Here is a 23497-nt window from a genome sequence, read left to right as displayed (position 1 = left end):
AAGTACGCTCCTCTATAATAACGGGATGAAAACCATACAATTGTATCACAAAAAGTATCGATATATCAACTTTTTTATCAGATGCTGTATAAAGTCTAATTTTGACGTCTGTTTGTGAAGGTGATTTCAAACCTCGCACCACCGAACTCTGATTTGCCAACAGTTATTTTCCCATCAGATTGCTCAATAATTGCACGTGCAATGGCCAGTCCCAAACCAGTTTCCCCATTCTTACCTTTTACAAACCGGTGGAAAATATGTGGAATCAAATCTTCTGAAACCCCATCCCCATCATCATCGACCCTGATTACGGCATGATCATTTTCGCTAAACACATGAATATTCACCTTAGTTTTAGCATGACGGATTCCATTAAACGTTAAATTCAGCAATGCCCGAAGAAGTTTTTCTTCATCAGCGAATACTGTTACTTTATTGTCCACCTGTTTTTGTAATTCAATCCCTTTTTCATTAACTAAAGGCAATACCCTTTCGATCACCTGGGCAGTCAGGTCGGAAACACTGATTTCTTCAGGCTCATAGACATCCGATTCCGTATCCAGTTTAGCCAGCAGAATCATTTCGTTAATAATCTTTTTTAGTCGATTCACCTCTGAAACCATTATCTCCAGGCCTTTTTCCTGGTCTTTTTCATCAAATATTTTATCCTTAATTCCCTCAGCATAGCCTTGAATAGTCATTAACGGTGTTTTTAATTCGTGGCTGGCGTTTTGGAAAAAGGTTTGCTGCGAATTCATATAGCGCTGCAGTTCTCTGGCCATTTCATTAACACTTTGCTCAACTTCCTTAATTTCTCCTGTAGCTTTAACTCTCTCAATATCATCAAATTGCCGTTTTTCGATCTTTTTTAATTGCCTTTTTAATTGGGAAAGTGGAGTTACTAATTTATTCGTCATAAAATAACTTAATAGCACCGCGGCTGCTCCCCCTATTAGAAAAACGATAAATAAACGAAGAACAAAGTTTTGCTGTACCATCTGTAAATCATTCAGTGGAGTAAGTAATATTAATTCCAGACCTGTACTTTCCGGATATACAATAATTCTTGATGTAACATATTTATCATTTTGAAATTCCCAAAGGGTTTCATTTTCATCTGCAAAATTATTGTTTTGAAAAAATCCATTTGACACAGTGTTCGACATTGTTGAAAAGAAAACAGCATTTTGATTCCTGTCATACAGAAACAATTGTAAATCCTGATTCTGCAGGAAGGCACCGAATTGCTGAAGGTCTATTCTGTTTCCATGCTGTTCATTTAAAACATCTACCAGGATCTCACCTTTTTGTTCCAGTTGTCTTTGCTCGTCCTGTATTAACATGTCTAAGATTAGTGAATAAATCACATATCCAGTCACAGCCATAATCACCAGCAGCAATGTTGTAAATGCAGCATTCAACTGAGATTGAAGTTTCATTAGTTTTCCTCATCACTTCTGAGGCGGTACCCAAAACCCCACACAGTTTCCAATGGGATATCCGCAAATTTTTTTCTGATTCGTTTCACCAAATCATCTACTGCCCGGTCACTTCCAAAATAATCTTCTCCCCAGATCTTCACCAATAATTCTTCTCTGGAAAATGCCCGATTCACATTTTCAGCAAATAACAGCAGCATATCAAATTCTTTCGTTGTTATCTCCTCTTCCTGCCCGTCCCAAAATATCCGGCGATCATTTTTATAAATTAATAAATGGTCAACCTTAACTTTATTATTAGATGATTCATTTGATTCTCTCACAGGATGCGATCGTTTAAAAAGCCGCTTAATTCGGGCAATTAATTCTCTGGGACTGAACGGCTTTGTCAGGTAGTCATCTCCACCCAATTCAAGTCCAAGAATCTTATCAATCTCATCGTCCTTCGCAGAGATAATAATGATTGGAACTTCACTTTCATTACGTATTCTCCTGCAAAATTCGTACCCGTCCATTCCTGGCAGCATGATATCAAGCACCCACATATCCGGAGGGCTGGATTCCCATATATCCCACGCTTCCTCGGCAGAGCCTAGTATCGTTACTTCAAAGCCTTCTTTCTTTAAATAGGCAGAAACGATATCCTGTATATTTTTATCATCTTCAACGACCCCAATATGGTAGTTCATAGGTAATTTCTCCTTTATCCGTCAAATAGTTACTCTTATTTTATCATACTGTGCGTTTTCATTTGACCATCTCATTTATTCATCAAAAGATAGCTTTTACACACTTTTTCCACATTTATACCAAATCTATCCCAAAGTGAGCCTTTATTATGTAACTATACAGCGATACAAAAGCCAATAATTTTAAGGAAATTTTATTGGTTGCATGTATTGCTTGTCAGGTTGCAGCGGGCAGTACTCCAAAAGGGACCCCCTTCGTTCCCCTCGATGCCTTGTGGTGGTACTTAAAGCCCGTTAACCTGTTATTTTTTAAAAAAAGGGTGATACTCTATATGGAAAGTAATGAAGAAAATAAATCACTTGATCGTAATGAAAAACAGGAAATGACATCTGAGGATGTGGAAAATAATAGTACAGCGAATCAGGAATTGAGATCTGAGTCTGAGGAAAATGATTATGGTGAGAATCCGCAAACGACTGCTCAACCTTCCGAAAATATCCCTGGAGAGAATCAGAAAAATGATAATACAAAAACAAAAACAAAAAGCAAAAAAGCTTCCAAAAATAAATCAGGTGGAAGCGCGCTAATCGGAGGAGTTGTTGGCGGAGTAATCTCAGCAGTTATCGTCGTATTACTTTTTACAACCAATGTTATTCCAGTTGGTAATTCAACCGGCAGTTCAGCTGATACAAAAGGAAACAATGACAGCAGCACTCCTGAAGTAATAAAAACACTATCTTCAGAGAATGCCGATACCTCAACAAATATTGAGGAAACATCCGAGGCGGTAGTTGGAGTTGTTAATTTACAAAAACAAAGCGTATGGACACAAAGTCAGGAAGCAGGAACAGGATCCGGAATTATTTATAAAAAAGAAAACGGGAAAGCATATATTGTAACCAATCAGCATGTTGTGGAAGGTGCACAGGAAGTTGAAATTGTCCTGAATGATGATGAGCGAGTTCAGGCAAAGGTTTTAGGTACGGATGCATTAACAGACCTTGCTGTCTTAGAAGTTAACGGAGAAAAAATAGATACTGTTGCCAACATCGGAACATCTGAAGGTTTAAAAGTGGGGGAAACTGTTATCGCAATCGGAAACCCACTGGGAATGAACTTTGCTAATACTGTTACGAAAGGAATCGTCAGCGGCTTGAACCGTTCAGTGAGCATTGATACGAATGGTGATGCACGGCCTGATTGGGTCACTGAAGTAATTCAGACGGATGCTGCGATTAACCCTGGTAACAGCGGTGGTGCTTTAGTTAACAGTGACGGAGAAGTTATCGGAATAAATTCAATGAAAATTGCTAAACAGGAAGTGGAGGGAATCGGATTTGCAATTCCAATGGATTCAGCCCTTCCAATAATGGAACAGCTTGAACAAAATGGTGAGATCGAACGGCCATTAATTGGCATATCTACAGCTTCCTTAAATCAAGTGCCACCACAATACCGAAGTGAAATCGCATTGCCTGAGGACGTTAAAGGAGGAATGGTAGTTGCAGATGTACAAACAGGATCATCCGCAGATACAGCAGGACTCCAGCAGTTTGATGTAATTACCAAAATTAATGGCAATGAAATAACATCCATTCTGGAATTGAGAAAATATCTATATTCCGAAACAAAAATTGGAGATACGATTGAAATAGAATTTTACCGGGATGGGAAAGCCCAAACCGCTGAATTGCAGTTACAGGCTAGAGAATAGGTTTTTGTGAAATCGGCTTGCACGGATATCCCACCTGCCAACGAATAATCTAAATAATTTACCAAACTTAAAGAAGGGTGAAATTAACCCTTCTTTTTTTGCTTCCTTTCGATATATTTAAATAGAAGTACTTTCGTCATTTTTAAATCCCAAATAAACAAGGATTTCAAAAAAATTTGTCGAATAGTATCATTAGGTTTACAGATAGTGCACAGTTAGCGTATTATCCAGAGATTACCGAAAGGAAGTGCTATTATGATTTGTCCGAATTGCGAACAACAGACTGAACCGGGAAAATTTTGCACCAATTGTGGGGCTCAGTTGTCTGGCGAGGAAGCCGCAGCCGCTTCAGATCCAATGAACAATGTTGGCCAAGGTGCCGCGCCACCAATTGAAAATTCACAGGGAGGGGCAAAAGCCAGTGAAGGCAATGAGACAGTAGATAAACTAAAAAAAGAGGCATCTGATTTTGGAGGGTTCTTCCTAAAGCTGTTAAAAGAGCCAAGTGCAGCACAAAAAACAAGCAGCACCAGCTTAATACCCGGAATCATTACAATGGTTATTTTTTCATTATTTATTGCTTTAGGCACTTATCTTGTTGCCAGACAAATAAGTTCCATCTTCATGGAAATTTCTTTTGTTGACAGCTTTTTACTTCCATTAGGTCAGTTTCTTGTGTTATTTGCAGTCCTTGCTGTATTGACATTTGCAGGCGCAAAGCTGGCGGCACAAACATTATCATTTACCAAAGCTTTGGCTAAATTTGGCGCATATTCTGTTCCTTTTCTGGTGTTAGCCGTACTTGGATTCCTGTTATCATTAATCAGTATCCCATTTTCCGGGACAATCATCGTATTAAGCTTAATCGGACCGATATTGCTAATTCCTGTCTTCATTATTATGGAACAGCCCGCAAATGGATTTGACCGCATTTTTATCATCCTTGGGGTTTGCCTGGTTTCATTAATTGTCTCCAGCTTCCTCATCCAAAACGTTTTGGGAATGTTCATGGGTGGTATGATGGACAGTATACTTGGCGGATTTTAATTTCAGACAAAAATTCAAAAAGGCAGTTCCACAGGCTATCAGCCATGGAACTGCCTTTTTATCTGCAGGAAATTATAAAATTTTTGACCTGTGGATAAATTAACAACCGAATCAGCCACGTCCGGCTCCAGCGCCCAACGACTAGCGGACTTCCCTCACCTTCGTACGATAAAGAAGACTTGCCGATTGGTGGAACCAGAGGCTTAGTCGCACTTATACCCTTGTGGTGAAAGTCAACATCGGCTCCCTACGGTCGCCGTGTTTCCTTTATCTCCTACGGCTCAGTCCAGTCCGTACGTCACTAAACGGGCGCTTGCGCCTTTGCTCCTCTATCCAAAAAACAGGTCAACAATATTGCTTCCACGGGAACTTTTCTTATTATAGAACTCTGAATACCCACAGCTTTTACAAAAAACAACGATGAATTGGTTATTCTGAACATCAAACATTTTCGATAAACCTGTTCCAGTCATTGCGACTTCCTTGGAATCCGCATCCGTACTTCCACACTTTATACAGCCTTTACTATCTTTCATATAATCACCTCTTGCCTTTTAATACGAATAATGTGACTATTTTGTTTCAAATCCCGAAAAATTAAAGCGTGCACCTTTTCAATTTCTTGAACATTGTGCACGCTGCAATCTTTTATTATTCATATTCATCTTCATATTTATTATGATTCGGTGTGACACCCTGGTATTTACCATCTATATCAGCTGATAAAAAACCTTCCAGATCCTCCACTTCCCCGACGTTTTCATCACTGTTTGGATACATTTCATCGTAATTATCCTGGTCACCGTAGAAATCTGATGGCGTTTCAGATGTACCATAACGGCTTACTTCCTGCCACGCATCTTCAGCATCATAGCCAGTTTGCTCTTCAGCTGTTACCTCATCCGGGTTAATGTTCGGACTAAAAACCTGTTCCTCTATTGTACGGTGAGTCTCAAATATAGTGTCGCTTGCATGCTCCACACACCTGTCTGCAGCCGGGGCAGCCTCAAGTCTTTCGAAAGGTATATCGGCTCCACATTTGCTGCAAATTCCATATGTTCCTTCCTCAATAGCATGTAGCGCTTTATTTATGTCTTCCAGTTCTTTTTCTGCATGTTCATTTAATGCAAGATCCTTCCCTCTCTCAAATAGCTCTGTTCCATGATCAGCAGGATGATTATCGTAATTGGAAAGCTCGCCCAAAGATTCCTGGGAGAATTCTTCCGTTAAATCAAAATGATCCTGCAATTGATTGATTAATTCAGTTTGCCTCTCCAGCAAAGTATTTTTACACTGAGACAGCTGTTCATTTGTAATCATCATAATCAGCCTCCTTAGTAGTTATACTTTGTGTAAAAGCAATGATATCATTCTTTATTTCTGTTCCCAGAGCATGTCAATATGTGGTATATCATCCTCTAAATAGATTTTGGAAATTTGCCTGAAACCAAGAGATGTGTAAAATGTTTTCAAATAGAGCTGACCTTGTATTTTTATCGTCCTTTCCTTCCACTCATCTACAACAAAGTCCATCGCTTTCTGCATAATCTCCCGGGCAAAGTTATTTCCACGAAATTTTTTAACCACCATTACACGACCAATCGAAACTTCCGGGTATTTGGAATTTTTCGGTAAAACCCGCACACTCGCTGCAATTTCCCCATTAACCTTCAGGAAAAGATGAATGGATTCCTGATCATAATTATCCAATTCAGGGTAAGGACATTCCTGCTCCACTACAAAAACATCCACCCTTGCTTTCAAAAGCGCATACAATTCATCTTTGGTCAATTGCTTATATGTTTTTATGTGCCACCCCATAAAAATCCCCTCTTTTTTCTTTTTAATATACCATGAAAAGGAATCGCCGGTGATTTTGTCGAATAGAATTAATAGCATGAAAAAAAGGAGAACTGATAGCAATGCACGAAAATAATCAAAAAATAGGTTTTATTGGAACAGGTGTTATGGGAAAAAGCATGGCAGCAAACCTGCAAAAGGCAGGATACCCACTGAATATTTATACACGTACAAAAGTAAAGGCAAAAGAACTTCTGGAACTTGGAGCGAAATGGAAGGATTCAGTAGCCGAACTCGCCAAATCCTCTGATGTTATAATTACAATCGTAGGTTATCCAAAAGATGTAAAAGAAATTTACTTTGGAAATGAAGGCATATTGGAAAATTCCAAAGCTGGCACTGTTGTAATTGATATGACTACATCAAAGCCATCACTGGCGAAAGAAATTTATGAGAAAGCGAACTCAAAAGGTATTGACGCAATGGATGCTCCAGTTTCAGGCGGGGACATTGGTGCTAAAAACGGAAGCTTATCCATTATGGTTGGTGGTGAAAAACATACCTTTGAAGCAATTTTACCTATTTTTAACGTTCTTGGAGAAAATATTGTTTATCAGGGTGAGGCTGGAGCAGGACAGCATACAAAACTCGCTAATCAAATAACGATTGCTTCAAACATGATAGGTGTCTGTGAAGCGATTATGTACGCCAAAAAAGCAGGGTTAAATCCGGAGACAGTCCTTAAAAGCATTACAGCAGGGGCAGCAGGAAGCTTTTCTTTATCCAAACTTGCACCGCGAATGATTAAGAATGATTATGCGCCAGGTTTTTATGTAAAGCATTTTATTAAAGATATGAAAATTGCACTGGAGTCCGCACAGGAGCTTGGTCTGACAACACCAGGTCTCGCCCTTTCACTGGAGCTTTATGGGGAACTTGCTGAAAAAGGAGAAAATGACAGTGGTACTCAAGCTTTGATTAAACTTTTTGAGGAGTAATTTGGAAGTAGTAATGTGAAGCATCCGTTTAGCGATACATCAAGGATGCATCTATGAAAGTTGAGAGATAATTGTTGAGAGTTGAGAGGTATAGCAGCAAAGATGAGAGACAATGGATAAAAGTTGAGAGACAACAAAGGAATAGGTAATTATCTCTCAACTGTTCGGGATTCTCTCTCAACTTTATACAGTTTTCTCTCAACTTATTGCACACGTCTCTCAACTTTTCTGTTTTTGGACATACTTTGCGCCTAAACTTCCAGCCCTAACCTTACATAATGAGACAGGCAAAGTTTATCTATCCCCATCTTCTATCAATCCCTGGACAACGAAAGCTAAATCATCATTTCCAAAAAGCTGAAGTACTTGGAGAACAGTCTGATCAGGAATGTCATCTGATTCCTTTTTAGGGACAGTTAGCTCCAATGCTTCTGTTAAAGTATTGTTTTTTGCTTGACCAGGATAAGCTTGTTCATATACCGCCACAGGGTCCAGATCATTATTGATGCACCATTGAGCATAAATCAATACCATCATATTCTCATCTTGCTGATAGTTCTCGATGACCCGTTTTTCCATTTCATTTTTATCCACATTATTCACCAACTTTTTGCAGCATAAATACCCACATAAATGTCAGGGCCTGTTTTAGTTCAATTGGTAACCCTTTGTAATGCTGTTCCTCCACGCCTTTTTTATAAACACCAAAACCATCCAGATAGTTTAAATTACTTTCTGAAGCCAGTTGCTTGAACTCCCATGGCATCATCGTATTGCAAATGGTCTTATTTCCATGCAAACGCGGATAGCTATTTGTTCTTGGCCCAGCTGTCGGGCCTAGGAGTCCGATGCAGAGGAGTCCATCTTTTTTCACGGCATTAGAGAGATTTCTTAATGCTTCATGAGGGTCTTCTGTCCATTCGAGTACATTAATACACATAATTCCATCAAAACCCTCTCCTTCAAAAGACATATCATTAATATCTGCCTGAAAAAAAGAAATTGGTTTATTCTCTGCAAGTTTGCTGGCCAGTGAAATCATTTCCCTTGAAATGTCAACACCTGTTGCATTATAACCAGCTTTATGTAACTTTTGGGTACCATATCCATCTCCACAGCCAATATCAAGTATACTGCTTCCCTTTTCCAAATGCTTCTCTATAAATGGAATGATCTCTTTCCTGCTACCACTATCCCACATACCAGCGCTTTTTTCATTCCAGAAACCTGCCCGGTTATCCCATTGTTTCTGAGCTTCCTTACTCCAGTTAAAAGACATGTTACCCCTCCGATTCACATATCCAATGTATAAATTATAACAAAAAAAGGCTCATCCCAGAAATGAGATAAGCCTTTAAATCATCTATTATAGACGAACAACGTTAGCTGCTTGTGGTCCGCGGTTACCTTCTACGATTTCAAATTCAACGTCTTGACCTTCTTCAAGAGTTTTGAAACCTTCAGATTGGATAGCTGAGAAATGTACGAATACATCGTCTCCGTCTTCACGCTCGATGAAACCGAAGCCTTTTTCTGCGTTAAACCATTTTACTTTACCAGTCATTAAAATGACCTCCTTATACAAATATCGTGCAAAGTATAATTGAATCCAAATACTTTTACACCACTTTGATAAAGAGATCGTAAAGTATTATTCAAACTTCAATTTCCTTTTGCTTCTTTAACTTTAACCTTTTATGAATTAAAATGCAAGTAAATCGGAATTTATTTTTTAATAAAGTGTTTTTTAGGTCAAAAACTCAAGCTATTAATGATTCTGAATCTCCTTATACCTGCGTTTTTGACGATATCCATATGTGATATCTCTCACCAGTTCTTCATTTTCCATTCCTGCACCAATTGCTCCGGCGATTGTGGAAATAGAAGCAGTCAGCCAAGCAAGCCTCAAGTACTGAATGATCCCCGGTCCCTCAGCAAAATCAACGGCCTCCTTAAAGACTCCAGGAGGAATTAAAACCAATGCTGCAATTAAAAATAGGATAAACAGAATGAAATAATACATTATTACTGAAAAAGACAAAGTAAAAAATGTAGTCAAATTATATAAATGCCTCAATCTTTTTTCGTTTCTTGTAGATGGCCTTTCCCATAAATTATGAGTAACGATGATCCAGATAATCAATACACTTATTGCAGCCACCATTAAACCGCTCAGCCTCGCAGTGCTCAGAATGATGCTTAAATTCCACAGTGTTGTAAAAATAAGACCAAAGGCACCCGTGGTGAAGGCAATTGCAATAACCTTTTTGAAGGAGGACATGATACTCATTGGCCGATTGGATTGTGTCATCCCAATTAACAGTCTTATTTTTCCATTAATTCTCGGGATAACCAGATAGCGAAAATCAACATCCTTAGGGTATCTTGCCGGTCTGATTCGTTTCACTTTAACTATAGGGAAATTTTTTTCAAGTTGTTTAGGCTGTTTTACATACTTAGTTTTTTCCAAATTATTGCCAAGGTCATTTTCAGAATATGAAACCAGCTCTTTCAATATATGCAGGATTGCATTTTTGACAGCACCTCGAAAAGGCAGCCAGCCAAATGCAGGTATGGAAATCTGAGCGATGTGATTTTTATGACATGTATCTGCTGCAACAACTTCTTTGCCATAGAAGATTGGCAGGTCTGTCAGGCATATGGCGAAATCCCATCCTTTTTCATTCCTTATTTCTCCAGCTTCATCCAGAATATCGTCAACTTCTTCTGCAGAGCCTGCAAGCGGGTCAATGATCATTTCAATTTTCCAGGAGATTGTTTTATCAATTTTCTCAGCAAAAAGATCCGGCAGCATATCCATAGCTTTTTCAACAATCTCAGCGGGCAATTCTGGTGCAGCAATGAGCCCGACCGTTAATTCTTTTCCCATTCCTGCTGGCTCCTTTCCCTTTTAATGAACTAATAACTTTCCTTTTTCTGTTCAGCCTCTTCTTCCTCTTTTTTGATTTCATTATAGCGTTGTTTTTGTCGATAGGAGTATGTGATATCGCGGATTTTCTCTTTATTTTCAATACCAGTACCAATAGCACCAGCAAGTGTTCCGAGTGAAGTTATCAGCCAGACCAGACTGAAATAATATATCAGTGTAGGCTCCTCATCCAGCCCGGTCCATGCTTTGAATAGCTCTGGCGGTACAAAAATGGCAATTGCAACTAAAAATATGATGAACAGCAGGCAATAGTTAATAACTACGATAATCCCAAGGGTAATAAATGTTGTCCCATTGTATAATTTACGCCACCGCTCTTCTCCCTTTTCAGTAGATTTTTCCCACAGGTCATGTGAGAAAATCACCCAGATAATAGTTCCGAGAATTGCTAAAACGGTTAGGGCAATAAATCTGTCCGGAGTATATGCGATACTCAATTTCCATGGTGTTGGGAAAATGGAAATATATGAACCAGTTGCAAACGAGAGCGTGGTTAGCTTATTAAACGAAAACAAAGCAGTCCATGGCTGATTTGCAAATGTCATGCCCAAAAGCACACGAAGGCGGCCAAGTACACGTGACCTAATAATATAACGGACATCCACCTGCCCCTTTTCTTCATGTGTATCTACTCGCTTCGTCAGTAATAAAGTGGATTTTTCTTTTTTATTGCTTGGATGATATTTATTTTTTGTAAAACTTTTCTTCATTTGAAAAGGATCAGCTGTAAATGAATCATTCGGTGAGCAGCGGCAATACAGTTCCCTCATCATCCCTATAATAGCTTTTTTAATTCTGCTGCGCATTGGCATAAAACCAAATATGGGAATGGAGATTTGTGCAGTACTATTTTTTATACTGGCATCTGCTGCTGCCAGTTGTTTTCCGAAAAAAAGCGGCAAATCTGTCAGGCATATCGCATAATTCCAGTTATGGTCACTTTTAATATTCTCCACTTTACCTAGAATTTCATTTGTGTCCTCAGCGACTCCAATAAGCGGATCCACAAGTGTCTCAATCTTCCAGGACACATTCCTATCAATGGAATCAGCTAAAAAATCAGAAAGTTCATTTTTAAGATCCTGAGCAATATCAGCAGGTAAGTTTGGTGCAGATATAATGCCTACAGCCACAGATTTCATATATTCTGCCCCCAAAATTTCAATATAAAAAAGAACAATTAAATAATTATCTACGTGAATATATTCCCTGTTTTTTAGTTTGGAAACTAAGATTTCATATGAATTGGCAGTTGAAAGTTACTGATGAAAAGTAAGATCCACAAGAGACAATATTCCCATTTATTGATAAGGTCACTTTTTGACTGTAGTTGAAATTTTCCAGTATTCTGATAGGATATCCGTTCAAGATTGAGAATATCCGTTCTTTTCACTGGATACTAAGAGGGAGAGCTTATCCTATCAATAAATTTCCTTTTGATATCCCCTATAAAAGTTGTTATAATAATTTTTGTGCAAGATTATAAATTAATATCACACCCCAAACATTTGTATCTTGCAAATATTTTTTCGGCTTATCTTAATCTATATGAACTTCTAAAAAACCTTGTTAAATAAGGGTTTTGGGTATATACCAAGAAAAAACTTTATTTAAGTTAATATCTAATTTCACAACTTTGTTGGTCAAAAAGTTGGTCACGAAAAAACAAGAATCAGTGAGAATTGTATAGTGATAATAAAATTAATTTGCACCAAAACAAACATAACCCTGTCCTTATATAAGGACAGGGTTAAAACAAAGTTGTCTAAATTTGGGGTAGATTACTTCACTGCACTTGAAAAGGGTTCTTGGGTAAATATAGTGTTCAAATAATGTCCTAATTAAAGTGAGTAATAAAAAGCAATATCACCAGTTAAAATAGACAACAGAACAGCACTGTTTACAAGTATAAATTGGCTTTTATCTAACAGCACATCGGTTTGGTCCTATTTCCATTTCTCTTTGTTTTTCTTCTTCCGGAGTAATTTTCCCCATATTGGTTTCACGGATTTTCTGATAGGAATTCGGTTGGGGTGGCAGATTTTCAGTAACTAATTTACGGAACTCTTCGTCACTTTCAATATTCAACCCGTGGTTTTCAGCGAAAAGTGTACCAAGTTTCTTAGCAACACTTCCATCATCATTTAACTCTTCAGTAATCATAAAGTGGGCAGGTAATACAATCAGTTCTTCTGAAAGTTCACGATAACGATTATAAAGTGTATCTCTCAAATCACTTACCCAATCCTGTGCCAGGCCAGCAAGATCCGGCCTTCCAATTGAGTCAATGAAAAGTATGTCACCAGTCATTAAATATGTCTCATCTATTACGAGAGATGTTGAACCGATGGTATGGCCTGGAGAATATAAGGCATGGATGTTAATCATTATATTTCCGATACTAACATCTTGCCCCTCTTGTAAAGCTTTGTATTCAAATACTACTTCTTCCGCATCTTTTGGTGGTAACCAGTAAGCTGCTCCATTTTTTTCAGCTATTTCTCTTCCACCCGAAATATGGTCAGCGTGCAAGTGTGTATCGAATGCATGCTTGATTACGACACCTTTTTCATTTGCAAAATCTGTAAAAATATCTGTCATACGTGTTGCATCGATAACAGCTGCTTCTCCATTAGAAATAACCATATAAGACAAACAACCTTTACCAAGACGGACAAATTGATATAATTCCCCGCCGCTGTTCAAATCACCTACTTTAACTGGCTCCATATGTTCACTCCATGCTTTCATACCGCCTTTGAGGTAGGAAACTTCAAAGCCAGCATCCGAAAGCATTTCCGATATCATAACAGATGATCCTTCTTTAGCACAAACAACTAAAATCTCTTTACCAACGGGGATTTGATCCTTAATTTCTTCAACGCCATCCAGCAGTTCAAAATACGGTACGTTTAAGTGTCTAATGTTTTCCCCTTCGATTTTCCAATCCCCGAATTCCTGTTCATTACGAACATCCAAAATAAACAACTCTTCTTTACTAAAAATTTTCTTTGCTAATACTTTTGATTCCATTGCTACAAAGGACAAGATAAATACCTCCAATATTTTTAATGATTTTGTTTTTGATGACTTCGTATCCCTATCATTGTGGTATACTCATTATATATTATACCCTAGTGGGTATTTTTTATTGTAAAAAAATATTCACTTCCAAAGTTGAGAAAACAAAAAATTCACTCCATCTCTTTATTTCCCCGGTAACTCTCAAAAAAGTTATATACTATTATTAATACATGCAATCAGTCTATTTTCTATATCAGTTGCAAAGCCTTTTATTAATTCGTCATTTACCATTTCGATTAAAGCTGTTGGTTTTGGCATTCCAATTTTGGTCTTTTTGGTTTCTAAATCCTGGTACACAACAATCTTACATGGTAGGAAATAGCCTACGAGTTGATTTTCAGTTAATACGTTATTTGCTTCTTTTGGATTGCAAACTTCCAGAACTTTATATGGCTGTTCAAAATCAAAACCTTTTTTCTGCAATGTTTCTTTAATATCAAATTGCCAAAGTACCCCAAATTTTTCTTCCTTTAAGCTTTCCTCAAGTGATTGTATTGCTTCATCCATTGATTTTTCCGTTTCTGCTGTATAATGGAACATAGGCTCAAAACTTCCTTTCTAATATAGAGTTACATTTACTAATAAAATTATTTATCCAACACACCATTCCAGTAGTTCATTCCACCAACCATATCTTCTACCTTATATCCCAGTGTTTCCAATACACCGCAGGCAGCCTTACTGCGATTGCCGGACTTGCACACAATAACATAGGTTTCATTTTTATTTAATTCTTCTTTACGTAAAGCGATCTGACCGAGTGGAATATGTTTAGCTTCTGGATTTTCCCTTCTTTTACTTCATTTTTTTCCCGCACATCAAGAATTAAAACATCTTCCCCATTTTGAAGTCGCTTATCAACTGTTTCTGAATTTATTTGTTTTGCCATCCATAATCCCCTTTCTTATACCCACGCACTCATGCCGCCTTTAACATTTGTTACTTTTTCAAATCCTTGGTTCTTAAGAATTTTAGCAGCCTTTGCACTACGCATACCACTTTGGCAAATAACGACCACTTCTGTATTTTTATCCAATTCGCTGGTACGACTTGCTAAGTTGGATAATGGGATGTTTTTAAACTTTTTCTGATGATTTGCCTTATATTCACCAGGTGTTCTTACATCTATAAATTGAACATCCTTTTCCTTAAACTTATCTTTTGCTTCTTTTGTAGTTATATTCGAAATTCCTTTCGCCGGCAGGAAGAGCTTTATTACAAAGCCTGCAGCAATGATCACGATAATCCATTGTAAAATTTCCATCAATCAAACTCCTATTCTCCCAAATGATCGGTCAGAAAAAGTCCAACCATATTTTAATAGCTGTTCCCAATATCAGAACAGCAAGGATACCTTGCAATATTTTTGTATTTACTTTTTGACCGTATTTCGCACCAAGTGGCGAAGCAACTAGACTTGCGATAATCATAATGACCGCTGGTATAAACAATACTTGACCAGTCATAAGCTTTCCTGCGGTCGAACCAATTGAAGAGATAAATGTTATAGCAAGTGATGTGGCAATCGTCATTCTTGTTGGTATCTTTAATACAACGAGCATAATCGGCACTAAAACGAATGCTCCTGCAGCCCCAACGATTCCTGCTCCAATCCCAACAATGAAGGCAAAGAAAGCAGCAATCCATTTATTAAAGGTAACCTGTTCCAAAGGTATGTTATCAATGCCCTTTTTTGGGATAAACATCATCACGGCAGCAATTGTTGCCAGGATACCATAAACAAGATTAATTCCAGCTTCAGACATGGATTGAGAACCGAATCCTCCAATAAAACTACCTATCATAATGGCAGCACCCATATAAATGATTAAAGTTTTGTTTAAATAGCCACTTTTCCGATAAGCCCATACACCACCGATAGTCGCAAACAATACTTGAATGGCACTGATACCTGAAACTTCATGAGCCGTAAATGCGGATAGACCAAGCATTGCAGGGATATATAATAACATCGGATACTTGATGATTGATCCACCAATCCCAACCATTCCAGAAATGAAGGAACCAACAAAACCGATAAGAAATATTGTTATGATAAATAAAACACTATATTCCATTCTCTTAATTCCCTTCGAATAAGAGGGGACCCAATAATTTGGGTCCTCTTTTATACTATTATCACTAGGTATTAACCTTTTTTAATCCAAAACTTCAGTACCTCGTCTTCTTCGGTGCTTTTTACAATTTCATGTCCACCAGATTTCACCCATGCTGCCAAGTCATTTTCAGCACCCTTATCTGTTGCATGGACTTCGAGAATCTCGTTGCTGTTGATTTGATCCATTGCTTTTTTCGTTTTTACGATCGGCATCGGGCATGCCAATCCCTTTGCATCCAAGACTTTAACAGATTCCATGATTTATCCTCCTCGTTTTTTTTCATCCGTGTTAGAATGTCAGTGTGATATTTGCATCTTTAGCAAATTCAATAAATGTTGCAGCTCCGCCAACTTCAATTCCGTCAATAAATTGATCTTTATCCAGGTTCATAACGTCCATTGTCATTTGACAACCAATCAATTTAACATCCATTTCCTGTGCAACCTGTACCAATTCTTCGATCGAGGGTACATTTGCTTGTTTGAATCCTTCTGCAAAATGTTCCCTTCCTTCTGGTAGTGGCAGGTTTTTGTGTGCTTCCTTATGAATTAGGTTTAATCCTTCGAATGTGAAGAAAATACCTACTTCTGCATCAGATGCTGCTGCAGCCGATGCGATATTGAATACTTTATATGCGTCGAATAATCCTCCGTTTGATGCGATAATTGCTACTTTTGAGTTAGCCATGATAAATTCCTCCTGATTTTTTTTAGTTATTTTTTTCCACCGGGCCATTCCATTGTGACATGCCTGGAACAACATTTTTCACATTTTCCATGCCCTTTTCTGTCAGCTTTTGGGCAGCCAAATCGCTGCGGCTCCCTGTGCGGCAAATGATGAAAAGTTCTTTATCACTTTTTATTTCATCGATTCTGTCATCCAGTTCCCCGAGGGGTATATTTATTGCATCGGCAATATGGCCAAATGCATACTCAGCTGGTTCACGCACATCCAAGACAGTAACATTTTCATTGGCTTCAATCTTTTGTTGCAGTTCTTCCAAATCAATGACATGTTCAAATTTCTTTTCTGCTTTTATTTCGTGATCACTTGCGCGACGAATGTAATGTTTCAATACGCCGTCTTCTACTATTGTTCCTAAATACTGGTGACCGGTTCCTTCAGCCCACGCTTTAATATCTGCAGTTGATCCTTTATCGGTTGCTTTCACTTCCAATACTTTCCCTGGTTCAAGGTTTGTGATAGCTTTTTTCGTCCGTATAATTGGCATTGGGCATGCCAGACCTTTTGCATCGAGTACTTCATTTGCAGTTATATTCATCGTTGTCCTCCTTTACTTCATTTCGCCTTCCCAGCTCAGCATTCCGCCAGCTAAATTAGTTACATCATAGCCATAACCTTCAAGGAAAGTACAAGCATTGCCGCTTCTTCCCCACGAACGGCAAACTATATAATAATGTTTTCCTTTATCTAGTGCGGTATGTTTTACAAGTATTTGGCCCAGTGGGATATGCCGGGCAGAGGGAATTTTGCCTAATACTACTTCTTCATCTTCACGAACGTCAATAATATTTACGTTTTCTCCGTTCCTAATTTTTCGTTCCAATTCCTTTGCAGTGATTTCTTTCATTAAATTATCTCTCCTTTCATTCCATATACCATTACCTGTATGGGTATATAAGTATTTAAAAAAATATAGAATCATTTTACATCCAATACTATATACCCCATGCGGTATTATGTCAAGCCTAAAAAATTTCTGGTTTCCATCCAGAAATTTATCTACTTCTGACAAGTAAATTCACAGCTTCATTAATAACAGCTTCCGCACTTTCGCCATTTGCCTGTTCCTCGCGAATACACTCTTCCAGGTTCTTACTAACAATTAATGCAGAAGTACGATCTAAAGCAGTTTTAACTGCAGATAACTGTGTCACAACATCTTTACAATCCTTTTCTTCTTCCATCATTTTCAGTACGCCTCTTATTTGTCCTTCTACCCGTTTCATCCGGTTTTTTACTTTATCATCGTATTTCATATCGAAATTTCTCCTTATTCATGATATTTATCACTATATACCCTACGGTGTATATAGTCAATCCTTTTCCTTTATCCAAGTTAAAGTTACCTTCTGAGCACAATTTTAACTATTACCTCCCCCTAAGCGTTGGCTTATACTGGGGTTACCCACAAGTAATAGAAAGCCAGTATCCTAGGCAAATAGGTAGAGCGCAAAGTTTGGGATATAATGATCAAGGAAAACAGCCATTTGTATTAAATATTGAAGAAGCTGCAAAGCGAAACCGTACTTTTCGCATTGCTATATGGACTGGAAATCACATACAAGTTACATTGATGAGTATCGGTATTGGGGAAGATATTGGTTTAGAAGTTCATCCAAATGTCGACCAATTCCTACGTATTGAAGAAGGTTAGGGTCTTGTTCGAATGGGAGATACAAAAAATAATTTAGATTATGCAAGAAGGGGAAGTAGCTACGATAGATTTCTGTTCACAAATTGATACCAATAGACGGCATTTAGTATTAGGCAACGAAACTATTATGGAAGCAGTTTTAAATCGTATTATCCACGACTCTGTGAAAGACATAGGTCAGCTCCATCTCTACCATGTTTTTGACCCACTTAGGACACACTTTTGATCCACCGTTGCCAAGTGAGAACCAGTATACACACTTCCGTGTTTAGCAACAACCGCAACCCACCCATGGCCTTGTTTGTGTCCATGGTAGTGTTTTGATGGCGAATGGCAAAAATAAAGGCTTTGGGACTCAATTGCGATAGTTCCCCTAGATATCCAATCTACTCAAAGTTCATTCAGCATTGTATTAGGAAGTTATTGAAATTAGCACAAATAAATGTTAGTTTAACACCCCACTCTCTTAGATACACTCGCGCAAGTTTGTTGGCTGAAGTGGAGGTTACGGTTATCTATAATAAATTTCCGTATTATTATTTTGTTTACTTTCAGCATGACTAACTTCATTATTTATTGGAACAAACTCCAATGTAACCATGATACATGTTATTTGATTCTTGAATTTCGTGTGAAAACATTTGAAGTGTATCCATAAAATTTTCAATTAAAAAAGCTGATTCCCTGAACAGGAAACCAGCTTCCTTTTATATTTAGGCTACAACATCATAACCTTGATCCTCAACTGTTTCTCTCATATTATCCAATGAAACTTTTGCTTCATCATAAGTAACTTCGACTTTACCAGAGTTCAAATCAACTTCTACAACAGAGACTCCATCTAATTCATTAAGTGCGCCTTCTACTGACATTTTGCAGTGGCCACATGTCATGCCTTTAACATCTAAAGTTTTTGTTTGCATTACTTTTTCACCTCCTTTAGCATACTTAAATTATATCTTAACCCGCTTCAATCGAAGGGAGTTAGAAACAACACTTACCGAACTTAACGCCATTGCTGCACCAGCAATCCATGGTGCAAGTAATCCAATTGCAGCAACTGGAATTCCTGCTGTATTGTAACCGAATGCCCAGAAAAGGTTTTGACGGATATTTTTAATCGTCGCATGACTGATTTTGATTGCTTTTGGAATTAGTAATAACTCACCGCCAAGAATCGTTACATCAGCCGCTTCGATTGCCACTTCCGTTCCTGTACCAATTGCAATTCCAATATCAGCAATTGCAAGTGCTGGAGCATCATTCACTCCGTCCCCAACCATTGCGACCTTTTTACCTTGTAACTGAATTTCTTTTACCTTATCTGCTTTTTCTTCAGGTAAAACTTGTGCTATCACTTGATCAATGCCAACTTGTTTTGCTATAGCTTGAGCTGTTCTTTCGTTATCACCGGTTAACATGATAACTTCTAAACCTTCTTTTTTTAGCTCTCTGATTGCTTGTGGTGCTGTTTCTTTAATCGTATCCGCAACGGCAACAATTCCGCGGTACTCACCATTAACAGCAATCAGCATAGCAGTTTTTCCTTCCACTTCATAATCGATCATTTCTTGTTCTGCGCCACCAACTTCAATTTGGTGATTCTGCATTAGTTTTCGATTTCCAACGAGAATGGTATTGTCTGAAATCGTAGCTTCGATACCGTGTCCCGGTATTGCATTAAAATCATCTACTTCAACTAAATCAATATCTTGTTCTGTTGCATAGGCAACAATTGCTTCGGCAAGTGGATGCTCTGAACCTTTTTCCGCACTTGCGAGTAATTGTAATGCTTTCTCGTCACCTGTAAAGTTTGTTACTTCTGGTTTTCCTTTTGTGATGGTACCTGTTTTATCAAGAACTATTGCCTCTAACTGGTGAGTTCTTTCGAGGTGTTCCCCGCCTTTAAAAAGAATTCCGTTCTCCGCAGCCTTCCCTGTACCAACCATAATGGATGTAGGTGTTGCAAGTCCTAAAGCACAAGGACATGCTATAACAAGTACAGCAATTGATGCAACTAAGGCAGATTCAAATTCACCGGGTTGAACAAACGCAATCCATATGGCAAATGTTAGAATGGCAATCACTACAACAATCGGTACGAAATAGCCAGAAATTACATCGGCTAATCGTTGGATTGGCGCTTTCGATCCTTGGGCATCCTCGACTACTTTCACAATCGATGCAAGGGCAGTATCTTTTCCTACTTTTGTTGCTTCCATTTCAATCGAGCCATTTTTATTTATCGTTGAGCCGATTAAGCCAGCGTCTACTTCCTTTTCAATTGGAATGGATTCCCCCGTAATCATTGACTCATCGACAGAGGTTCTTCCCTTTACAACTATGCCATCTACAGGTATTTTCTCGCCTGGTTTTACAACTAATCGATCACCAACGGCAACTTCCTCTACTGGAATCATGGTTTCCTCGCCATTTCTAATAATTCGTGCCTCTTTTGCCTGTAAATTGAGCAATGAGGATAACGCGTTCGTTGTCTGACTTTTCGCTCTTGCTTCCAAGTACTTGCCAAATAAAATCAATGTGATTAATACAGCACTTGTTTCAAAGTACAAATGCGGCATATATTCAGGATTACCGATAGTCTTAAATGCTTCGTATAAACTATAGAAATAAGCAGCACTTGTACCTAATGCAACAAGCACATCCATGTTTGCTCCACCGTTGCGAAGATTCTTATATGCACCAACATAGAATTGCCAGCCGATGATAAACTGAACAGGAGTTGCCAAAGCAAATTGGAACCACGGATTCATGAATATATCCGGTATCGTCATATTAAATAAATGAACCAACATAGTTACTAATAATGGTGCAGCTAACACGGCCGAAATAATTAATTTCGTCTTCATATTTTTAATTTCTTTTTCTTTATGTGTTTGCTTTTCCGCTGCTTCAGCTTTAGGTTTCGCATCATAACCCAAATTTTTGATTTTATCGATTATTGCTTTTGTATCTATGAGCCCAGGGTTATATTCTAACGTGGCAGTTTCTGTTGTTAAGTTTACAGTTGCAGATCTAACCCCTTCTTGCTTATTCAATACCTTTTCAATTCGAGTCGAACAGGCAGCACAAGTCATTCCAAAAACATCTAATTCCGTATTTTCCATCAGAACACCATATCCAACATTTTCAATTTTCTTCGTAATATCTTCTATGGTAGTTTTTTCTGAATCAAAGTCTACACTAGCCTTTTCTGTTGTTAAATTGACTTGTGCTTTAACACCATCCATTTTATTCAGCACTTTTTCAACACGGGTAGAACAGGCAGCACAGGTCATTCCTGTTATTCCAAGTGTTGCATGATTTGTTTCACTCACTGTACTCCCCCCTATTTAGAAAATTGCTTTAATACACTCATTAACTCCTCAATCGTTTCTTGACCTTCACCTTGTTTGATTGCATCACTGACACAATGGTTGATATGTCGTTCGGTGACGGCAAAACCTACATTTTTCAGAGCAGACTGAATCGCACTGATTTGAACCAAAATATCAACGCAATATCGATCCTCTTCCACCATTTTCTGTATTCCGCGAACTTGCCCTTCTATACGCTTTAAACGGTTAATCACTTTTTCTTTTTCATCTTTTGTTCTCGGTTTACTTGGGTGTTCATGTAAGAATTTATCCAAATGAATCACTTCCTTTATATAGTATACCTATACAATACCCCCCTAGTGTATTTTAGTCAAATAATATGTCTTTATATTTTAAGTAACATGAAAAAAATCTCTATTAGGGTACCAATAATTTTATTCACAATCAATAAACATAAACCCGGTCCAATACCAAACCTATGCCCATCCATTAACCTTTTCAATGCTTTCGCTTGTCAGCAACCCTTTAATGTTTTCAAATTTGCTGCTCTTTTAAATCTTCTTTATCAATTGCTTTTGTCCAACGATTTTTATGAAATTGCCAATAAAGCCAAATTGCTCGAAATAGGTTGTCAAAGAATATAGCAACCCAAACACCAGCAATTCCTAATCCAAAGGATACTCCAAGCAGGTAGACTCCCACTGTCCGAATAAGCCAAATTCCAATTGTAGTAGCATACATTGGCGTTTTAGTATTTCCTCCACCTTGATATACCCCTGTTAGTACGAGAACGACTGCTAGTACTGGTTGAATAAATGCATCAATTCTTAATGCAATTACAATCTGATTTAGTACATTGCCATCACTGGTAAACAGTAAAGCAACTGGCTCTGCACCAATAAACAATAACAATCCAATCACCGACATAAATCCAACAGCAATCCACACACAATCTTGAGCATATTTTTTTGCCTTATGAAACTCATTCGCACCAATTAACTGACTAACAATGGTTGTTGCTGCGGTTGCAAACCCATACCCAATCATATAAGAAAAAACCTCAATACTCCCTGCTATTTGGTGTGCGGCAAAAGTGGCTGTGCCCAATGAAACAATAATACCAAAATACAATACCTGACCAATTCTCATTACTAATCTTTCTCCTGCTGCAGGAGTACCAACAACAAGTAATTTCTTCATAAAGCTCCAATTAATCGGATTAAACTTAAAGGTATTCATATCTTCTTTTAATAATCGTTTATAAATGATAATAAATAACCAGATAACTCCAATTAAACGAACGATAACCGTAGCAATCGCTGCCCCAACGATCCCCATTCCTGGGATAAATAAGAAGCCAAATATAAAAATATAGTCTAAGAAAACATGAATAATATTTATCCATATACTCACTTTCATTGGTGTTTTGGTATCCCCTGTTCCACGAATAATACTAGCAAGTACAAAAGATAACGCTAGAATTACTGAAGGAATTGCTATAATTTGGAAATATAAAGTACCTGCTTGAATAACTGCTTCTTCTGCTCCCATTAACTGGAGCAATGGCTCCGCAAAGAATAAAGTCATAAACCCTAGTAAAAGGCCTGAAAAGACAGCTAGGTAGATAGATTGCCAAACTGTATTTTTCGTACTTTTCCGATCATTCGCACCTGTATATCGGGCAATATATATATTGACCGCAATACCTATTGCCATAAAAACTGCGAAGTAAACTTGTAGAACAGCGTTCGTTACACCTACTGCAGAAACTTCTACAACTCCAATTTTCGAAATAAACAATGTATCAACAAACCCGATAACAGTTTGAAAAAAATTCTCGATAACTGCCGGTATCGCTAAAAACAAAATCCACCTTTTTCCTGTTATTTCTTTTGAACGAATATTCGTCACACCGTCCC

29 protein-coding genes are annotated in these 23497 nt (G+C 37.9%); 4 read left to right on the top strand and 25 right to left on the bottom strand.

The genetic code is table 11. The features are described 5' to 3' along the window. Positions 1–95: 95 nt before the first annotated feature. Positions 96–1439, bottom strand: coding sequence for a sensor histidine kinase (locus CIL03_RS09040; protein WP_094885529.1), 1344 nt, complete (start codon positions 1437–1439; stop codon positions 96–98). Next, positions 1439–2128, bottom strand: coding sequence for a response regulator transcription factor (locus CIL03_RS09035; protein ID WP_094885528.1), 690 nt, complete (start codon positions 2126–2128; stop codon positions 1439–1441). Before CIL03_RS09035 ends, CIL03_RS09040 begins: the two co-directional genes overlap by 1 nt. A 332-nt stretch (positions 2129–2460) precedes the next feature. On the opposite strand from CIL03_RS09035, the gene CIL03_RS09030 reads away from it, so the two are divergent. Together CIL03_RS09030 and CIL03_RS09025 are read left to right on the top strand one after the other, a co-directional pair. Continuing rightward, positions 2461–3843 carry a S1C family serine protease gene (locus CIL03_RS09030; RefSeq protein WP_240508035.1) on the top strand — a complete coding sequence of 461 codons (1383 nt, stop codon included), beginning with the start codon at positions 2461–2463 and terminating at the stop codon, positions 3841–3843. A gap of 255 nt (positions 3844–4098) precedes the next feature. Then, on the top strand, positions 4099–4890 hold the full coding sequence (locus tag CIL03_RS09025) for a zinc ribbon domain-containing protein (RefSeq protein ID WP_094885526.1): 792 nt from the start codon (positions 4099–4101) through the stop codon (positions 4888–4890). 329 nt (positions 4891–5219) lie between these two features. On the opposite strand, the gene CIL03_RS09020 is transcribed toward CIL03_RS09025, so the two are convergent. The 3 genes from CIL03_RS09020 to CIL03_RS09010 form a co-directional block, all read right to left on the bottom strand. Further along, positions 5220–5426 (bottom strand): zinc ribbon domain-containing protein, encoded by a 207-nt coding sequence (locus tag CIL03_RS09020; protein WP_094885525.1) that lies wholly within the window; start codon positions 5424–5426, stop codon positions 5220–5222. A 115-nt stretch (positions 5427–5541) separates the two neighbouring features. Then, the gene (locus CIL03_RS09015) at positions 5542–6210 is read right to left on the bottom strand and encodes a TraR/DksA C4-type zinc finger protein (protein ID WP_094885612.1); all 669 of its coding nucleotides are present in this window, start codon (positions 6208–6210) and stop codon (positions 5542–5544) included. A 54-nt stretch (positions 6211–6264) separates the two neighbouring features. Continuing rightward, complete coding sequence (locus CIL03_RS09010; protein WP_094885523.1) at positions 6265–6711, bottom strand: GNAT family N-acetyltransferase; 447 nt, start codon at positions 6709–6711, stop codon at positions 6265–6267. Between the two features lie 101 nt (positions 6712–6812). Between CIL03_RS09010 and CIL03_RS09005 the strand changes: the two genes are divergently transcribed. Continuing rightward, on the top strand, positions 6813–7688 hold the full coding sequence (locus CIL03_RS09005) for an NAD(P)-dependent oxidoreductase (protein ID WP_094885521.1): 876 nt from the start codon (positions 6813–6815) through the stop codon (positions 7686–7688). 294 nt (positions 7689–7982) lie between these two features. Here the strand turns inward: CIL03_RS09005 and CIL03_RS09000 are convergent, their stop codons facing one another. The 16 genes from CIL03_RS09000 to CIL03_RS08930 form a co-directional block, all read right to left on the bottom strand. Beyond that, entirely contained in the window at positions 7983–8282 is a 300-nt protein-coding gene (locus CIL03_RS09000; protein ID WP_094885520.1) for a hypothetical protein, read from the bottom strand. 1 nt (position 8283) lies between these two features. Further along, positions 8284–8967 carry a class I SAM-dependent methyltransferase gene (locus CIL03_RS08995; protein WP_094885518.1) on the bottom strand — a complete coding sequence of 228 codons (684 nt, stop codon included), beginning with the start codon at positions 8965–8967 and terminating at the stop codon, positions 8284–8286. An 87-nt stretch (positions 8968–9054) separates the two neighbouring features. Further along, complete coding sequence (locus tag CIL03_RS08990) at positions 9055–9252, bottom strand: cold shock domain-containing protein (protein ID WP_036577114.1); 198 nt, start codon at positions 9250–9252, stop codon at positions 9055–9057. A 204-nt stretch (positions 9253–9456) separates the two neighbouring features. Next, positions 9457–10578, bottom strand: a complete 1122-nt coding sequence (locus CIL03_RS08985; protein WP_094885517.1) for a hypothetical protein — start codon at positions 10576–10578, stop codon at positions 9457–9459. A 29-nt stretch (positions 10579–10607) separates the two neighbouring features. Continuing rightward, positions 10608–11780, bottom strand: coding sequence for a hypothetical protein (locus CIL03_RS08980; protein ID WP_094885515.1), 1173 nt, complete (start codon positions 11778–11780; stop codon positions 10608–10610). A 778-nt stretch (positions 11781–12558) separates the two neighbouring features. Next, positions 12559–13671, bottom strand: a complete 1113-nt coding sequence (locus CIL03_RS08975; protein WP_420855406.1) for an MBL fold metallo-hydrolase — start codon at positions 13669–13671, stop codon at positions 12559–12561. A 201-nt stretch (positions 13672–13872) separates the two neighbouring features. Further along, a complete protein-coding gene (locus CIL03_RS08970) occupies positions 13873–14262 on the bottom strand; it encodes a DUF302 domain-containing protein (protein ID WP_094885513.1) in 390 nt (129 codons plus the stop codon). Between the two features lie 47 nt (positions 14263–14309). Beyond that, positions 14310–14474 (bottom strand): rhodanese-like domain-containing protein, encoded by a 165-nt coding sequence (locus tag CIL03_RS20090; protein ID WP_240508041.1) that lies wholly within the window; start codon positions 14472–14474, stop codon positions 14310–14312. After that, on the bottom strand, positions 14450–14611 hold the full coding sequence (locus tag CIL03_RS20085; RefSeq protein WP_240508034.1) for a rhodanese-like domain-containing protein: 162 nt from the start codon (positions 14609–14611) through the stop codon (positions 14450–14452). The genes CIL03_RS20090 and CIL03_RS20085 overlap by 25 nt, the downstream gene beginning before the upstream one ends. A 15-nt stretch (positions 14612–14626) precedes the next feature. Continuing rightward, positions 14627–14986 (bottom strand): rhodanese-like domain-containing protein, encoded by a 360-nt coding sequence (locus CIL03_RS08960; RefSeq protein WP_094885511.1) that lies wholly within the window; start codon positions 14984–14986, stop codon positions 14627–14629. Positions 14987–15017: 31 nt separating this feature from the next. After that, a complete protein-coding gene (locus tag CIL03_RS08955; protein WP_094885510.1) occupies positions 15018–15800 on the bottom strand; it encodes a sulfite exporter TauE/SafE family protein in 783 nt (260 codons plus the stop codon). Between the two features lie 71 nt (positions 15801–15871). Continuing rightward, the gene (locus CIL03_RS08950; protein ID WP_094885508.1) at positions 15872–16099 is read right to left on the bottom strand and encodes a sulfurtransferase TusA family protein; all 228 of its coding nucleotides are present in this window, start codon (positions 16097–16099) and stop codon (positions 15872–15874) included. Positions 16100–16130: 31 nt separating this feature from the next. Then, positions 16131–16529: a DsrE/DsrF/DrsH-like family protein gene (locus CIL03_RS08945; RefSeq protein ID WP_094885506.1), complete on the bottom strand. Its 399-nt coding sequence runs from the start codon at positions 16527–16529 to the stop codon at positions 16131–16133. A gap of 22 nt (positions 16530–16551) precedes the next feature. Then, positions 16552–17124 (bottom strand): sulfurtransferase TusA family protein, encoded by a 573-nt coding sequence (locus tag CIL03_RS08940; protein ID WP_094885504.1) that lies wholly within the window; start codon positions 17122–17124, stop codon positions 16552–16554. A gap of 12 nt (positions 17125–17136) precedes the next feature. After that, positions 17137–17433 carry a rhodanese-like domain-containing protein gene (locus tag CIL03_RS08935; RefSeq protein ID WP_094885503.1) on the bottom strand — a complete coding sequence of 99 codons (297 nt, stop codon included), beginning with the start codon at positions 17431–17433 and terminating at the stop codon, positions 17137–17139. Between the two features lie 148 nt (positions 17434–17581). Then, positions 17582–17842: a metal-sensitive transcriptional regulator gene (locus CIL03_RS08930; protein ID WP_094885501.1), complete on the bottom strand. Its 261-nt coding sequence runs from the start codon at positions 17840–17842 to the stop codon at positions 17582–17584. Positions 17843–18042: 200 nt separating this feature from the next. Here CIL03_RS08930 and CIL03_RS08925 point away from each other — a divergent pair, with 200 nt between their 5' ends. Further along, positions 18043–18240 (top strand): cupin domain-containing protein, encoded by a 198-nt coding sequence (locus tag CIL03_RS08925; protein ID WP_240508033.1) that lies wholly within the window; start codon positions 18043–18045, stop codon positions 18238–18240. 713 nt (positions 18241–18953) lie between these two features. On the opposite strand, the gene copZ is transcribed toward CIL03_RS08925, so the two are convergent. The 4 genes from copZ to CIL03_RS08905 form a co-directional block, all read right to left on the bottom strand. Then, on the bottom strand, positions 18954–19163 hold the full coding sequence (gene copZ, locus CIL03_RS08920) for a copper chaperone CopZ (RefSeq protein ID WP_094885499.1): 210 nt from the start codon (positions 19161–19163) through the stop codon (positions 18954–18956). 30 nt (positions 19164–19193) lie between these two features. After that, positions 19194–21578, bottom strand: a complete 2385-nt coding sequence (locus CIL03_RS08915) for a heavy metal translocating P-type ATPase (RefSeq protein ID WP_094885498.1) — start codon at positions 21576–21578, stop codon at positions 19194–19196. Positions 21579–21589: 11 nt separating this feature from the next. Next, the gene (locus CIL03_RS08910) at positions 21590–21892 is read right to left on the bottom strand and encodes a metal-sensing transcriptional repressor (protein WP_094885496.1); all 303 of its coding nucleotides are present in this window, start codon (positions 21890–21892) and stop codon (positions 21590–21592) included. A gap of 220 nt (positions 21893–22112) precedes the next feature. Next, positions 22113–23489, bottom strand: a complete 1377-nt coding sequence (locus tag CIL03_RS08905) for an MATE family efflux transporter (protein WP_094885494.1) — start codon at positions 23487–23489, stop codon at positions 22113–22115. Positions 23490–23497: the final 8 nt, after the last annotated feature.

This window comes from Virgibacillus indicus, from assembly GCF_002266285.1.
GTDB lineage: Bacteria > Bacillota > Bacilli > Bacillales > Amphibacillaceae > Virgibacillus_K > Virgibacillus_K indicus.
The sequence above is the reverse complement of the archived record's forward strand: the minus strand, read 5'-3'. Positions and strand labels throughout refer to the sequence as shown.

Bases quoted from the DNA above. Each gene is read 5' to 3' on its own strand.
- CIL03_RS08960 (WP_094885511.1), bottom strand. From the start codon at position 14,986: ATGGAAATTTTACAATGGATTATCGTGATCATTGCTGCAGGCTTTGTA.
- CIL03_RS08975 (WP_420855406.1), bottom strand. From the start codon at position 13,671: ATGGAATCAAAAGTATTAGCAAAGAAAATTTTTAGTAAAGAAGAGTTG.
- CIL03_RS08990 (WP_036577114.1), bottom strand. From the start codon at position 9,252: ATGACTGGTAAAGTAAAATGGTTTAACGCAGAAAAAGGCTTCGGTTTC.
- CIL03_RS09040 (WP_094885529.1), bottom strand. From the start codon at position 1,439: ATGAAACTTCAATCTCAGTTGAATGCTGCATTTACAACATTGCTGCTG.
- CIL03_RS20085 (WP_240508034.1), bottom strand. From the start codon at position 14,611: ATGGCAAAACAAATAAATTCAGAAACAGTTGATAAGCGACTTCAAAAT.
- CIL03_RS08955 (WP_094885510.1), bottom strand. From the start codon at position 15,800: ATGGAATATAGTGTTTTATTTATCATAACAATATTTCTTATCGGTTTT.
- CIL03_RS08930 (WP_094885501.1), bottom strand. From the start codon at position 17,842: ATGAAATACGATGATAAAGTAAAAAACCGGATGAAACGGGTAGAAGGA.
- CIL03_RS09015 (WP_094885612.1), bottom strand. From the start codon at position 6,210: ATGATTACAAATGAACAGCTGTCTCAGTGTAAAAATACTTTGCTGGAG.
- CIL03_RS08980 (WP_094885515.1), bottom strand. From the start codon at position 11,780: ATGAAATCTGTGGCTGTAGGCATTATATCTGCACCAAACTTACCTGCT.
- CIL03_RS09035 (WP_094885528.1), bottom strand. From the start codon at position 2,128: ATGAACTACCATATTGGGGTCGTTGAAGATGATAAAAATATACAGGAT.
- CIL03_RS09030 (WP_240508035.1), top strand. From the start codon at position 2,461: ATGGAAAGTAATGAAGAAAATAAATCACTTGATCGTAATGAAAAACAG.
- CIL03_RS08985 (WP_094885517.1), bottom strand. From the start codon at position 10,578: ATGGGAAAAGAATTAACGGTCGGGCTCATTGCTGCACCAGAATTGCCC.
- CIL03_RS08995 (WP_094885518.1), bottom strand. From the start codon at position 8,967: ATGTCTTTTAACTGGAGTAAGGAAGCTCAGAAACAATGGGATAACCGG.
- CIL03_RS09020 (WP_094885525.1), bottom strand. From the start codon at position 5,426: ATGAAAGATAGTAAAGGCTGTATAAAGTGTGGAAGTACGGATGCGGAT.
- CIL03_RS09010 (WP_094885523.1), bottom strand. From the start codon at position 6,711: ATGGGGTGGCACATAAAAACATATAAGCAATTGACCAAAGATGAATTG.
- CIL03_RS08950 (WP_094885508.1), bottom strand. From the start codon at position 16,099: ATGGAATCTGTTAAAGTCTTGGATGCAAAGGGATTGGCATGCCCGATG.
- CIL03_RS08945 (WP_094885506.1), bottom strand. From the start codon at position 16,529: ATGGCTAACTCAAAAGTAGCAATTATCGCATCAAACGGAGGATTATTC.
- CIL03_RS08935 (WP_094885503.1), bottom strand. From the start codon at position 17,433: ATGAAAGAAATCACTGCAAAGGAATTGGAACGAAAAATTAGGAACGGA.
- CIL03_RS08970 (WP_094885513.1), bottom strand. From the start codon at position 14,262: ATGTTCCATTATACAGCAGAAACGGAAAAATCAATGGATGAAGCAATA.
- copZ (WP_094885499.1), bottom strand. From the start codon at position 19,163: ATGCAAACAAAAACTTTAGATGTTAAAGGCATGACATGTGGCCACTGC.
- CIL03_RS09025 (WP_094885526.1), top strand. From the start codon at position 4,099: ATGATTTGTCCGAATTGCGAACAACAGACTGAACCGGGAAAATTTTGC.
- CIL03_RS08940 (WP_094885504.1), bottom strand. From the start codon at position 17,124: ATGAATATAACTGCAAATGAAGTACTCGATGCAAAAGGTCTGGCATGC.
- CIL03_RS09005 (WP_094885521.1), top strand. From the start codon at position 6,813: ATGCACGAAAATAATCAAAAAATAGGTTTTATTGGAACAGGTGTTATG.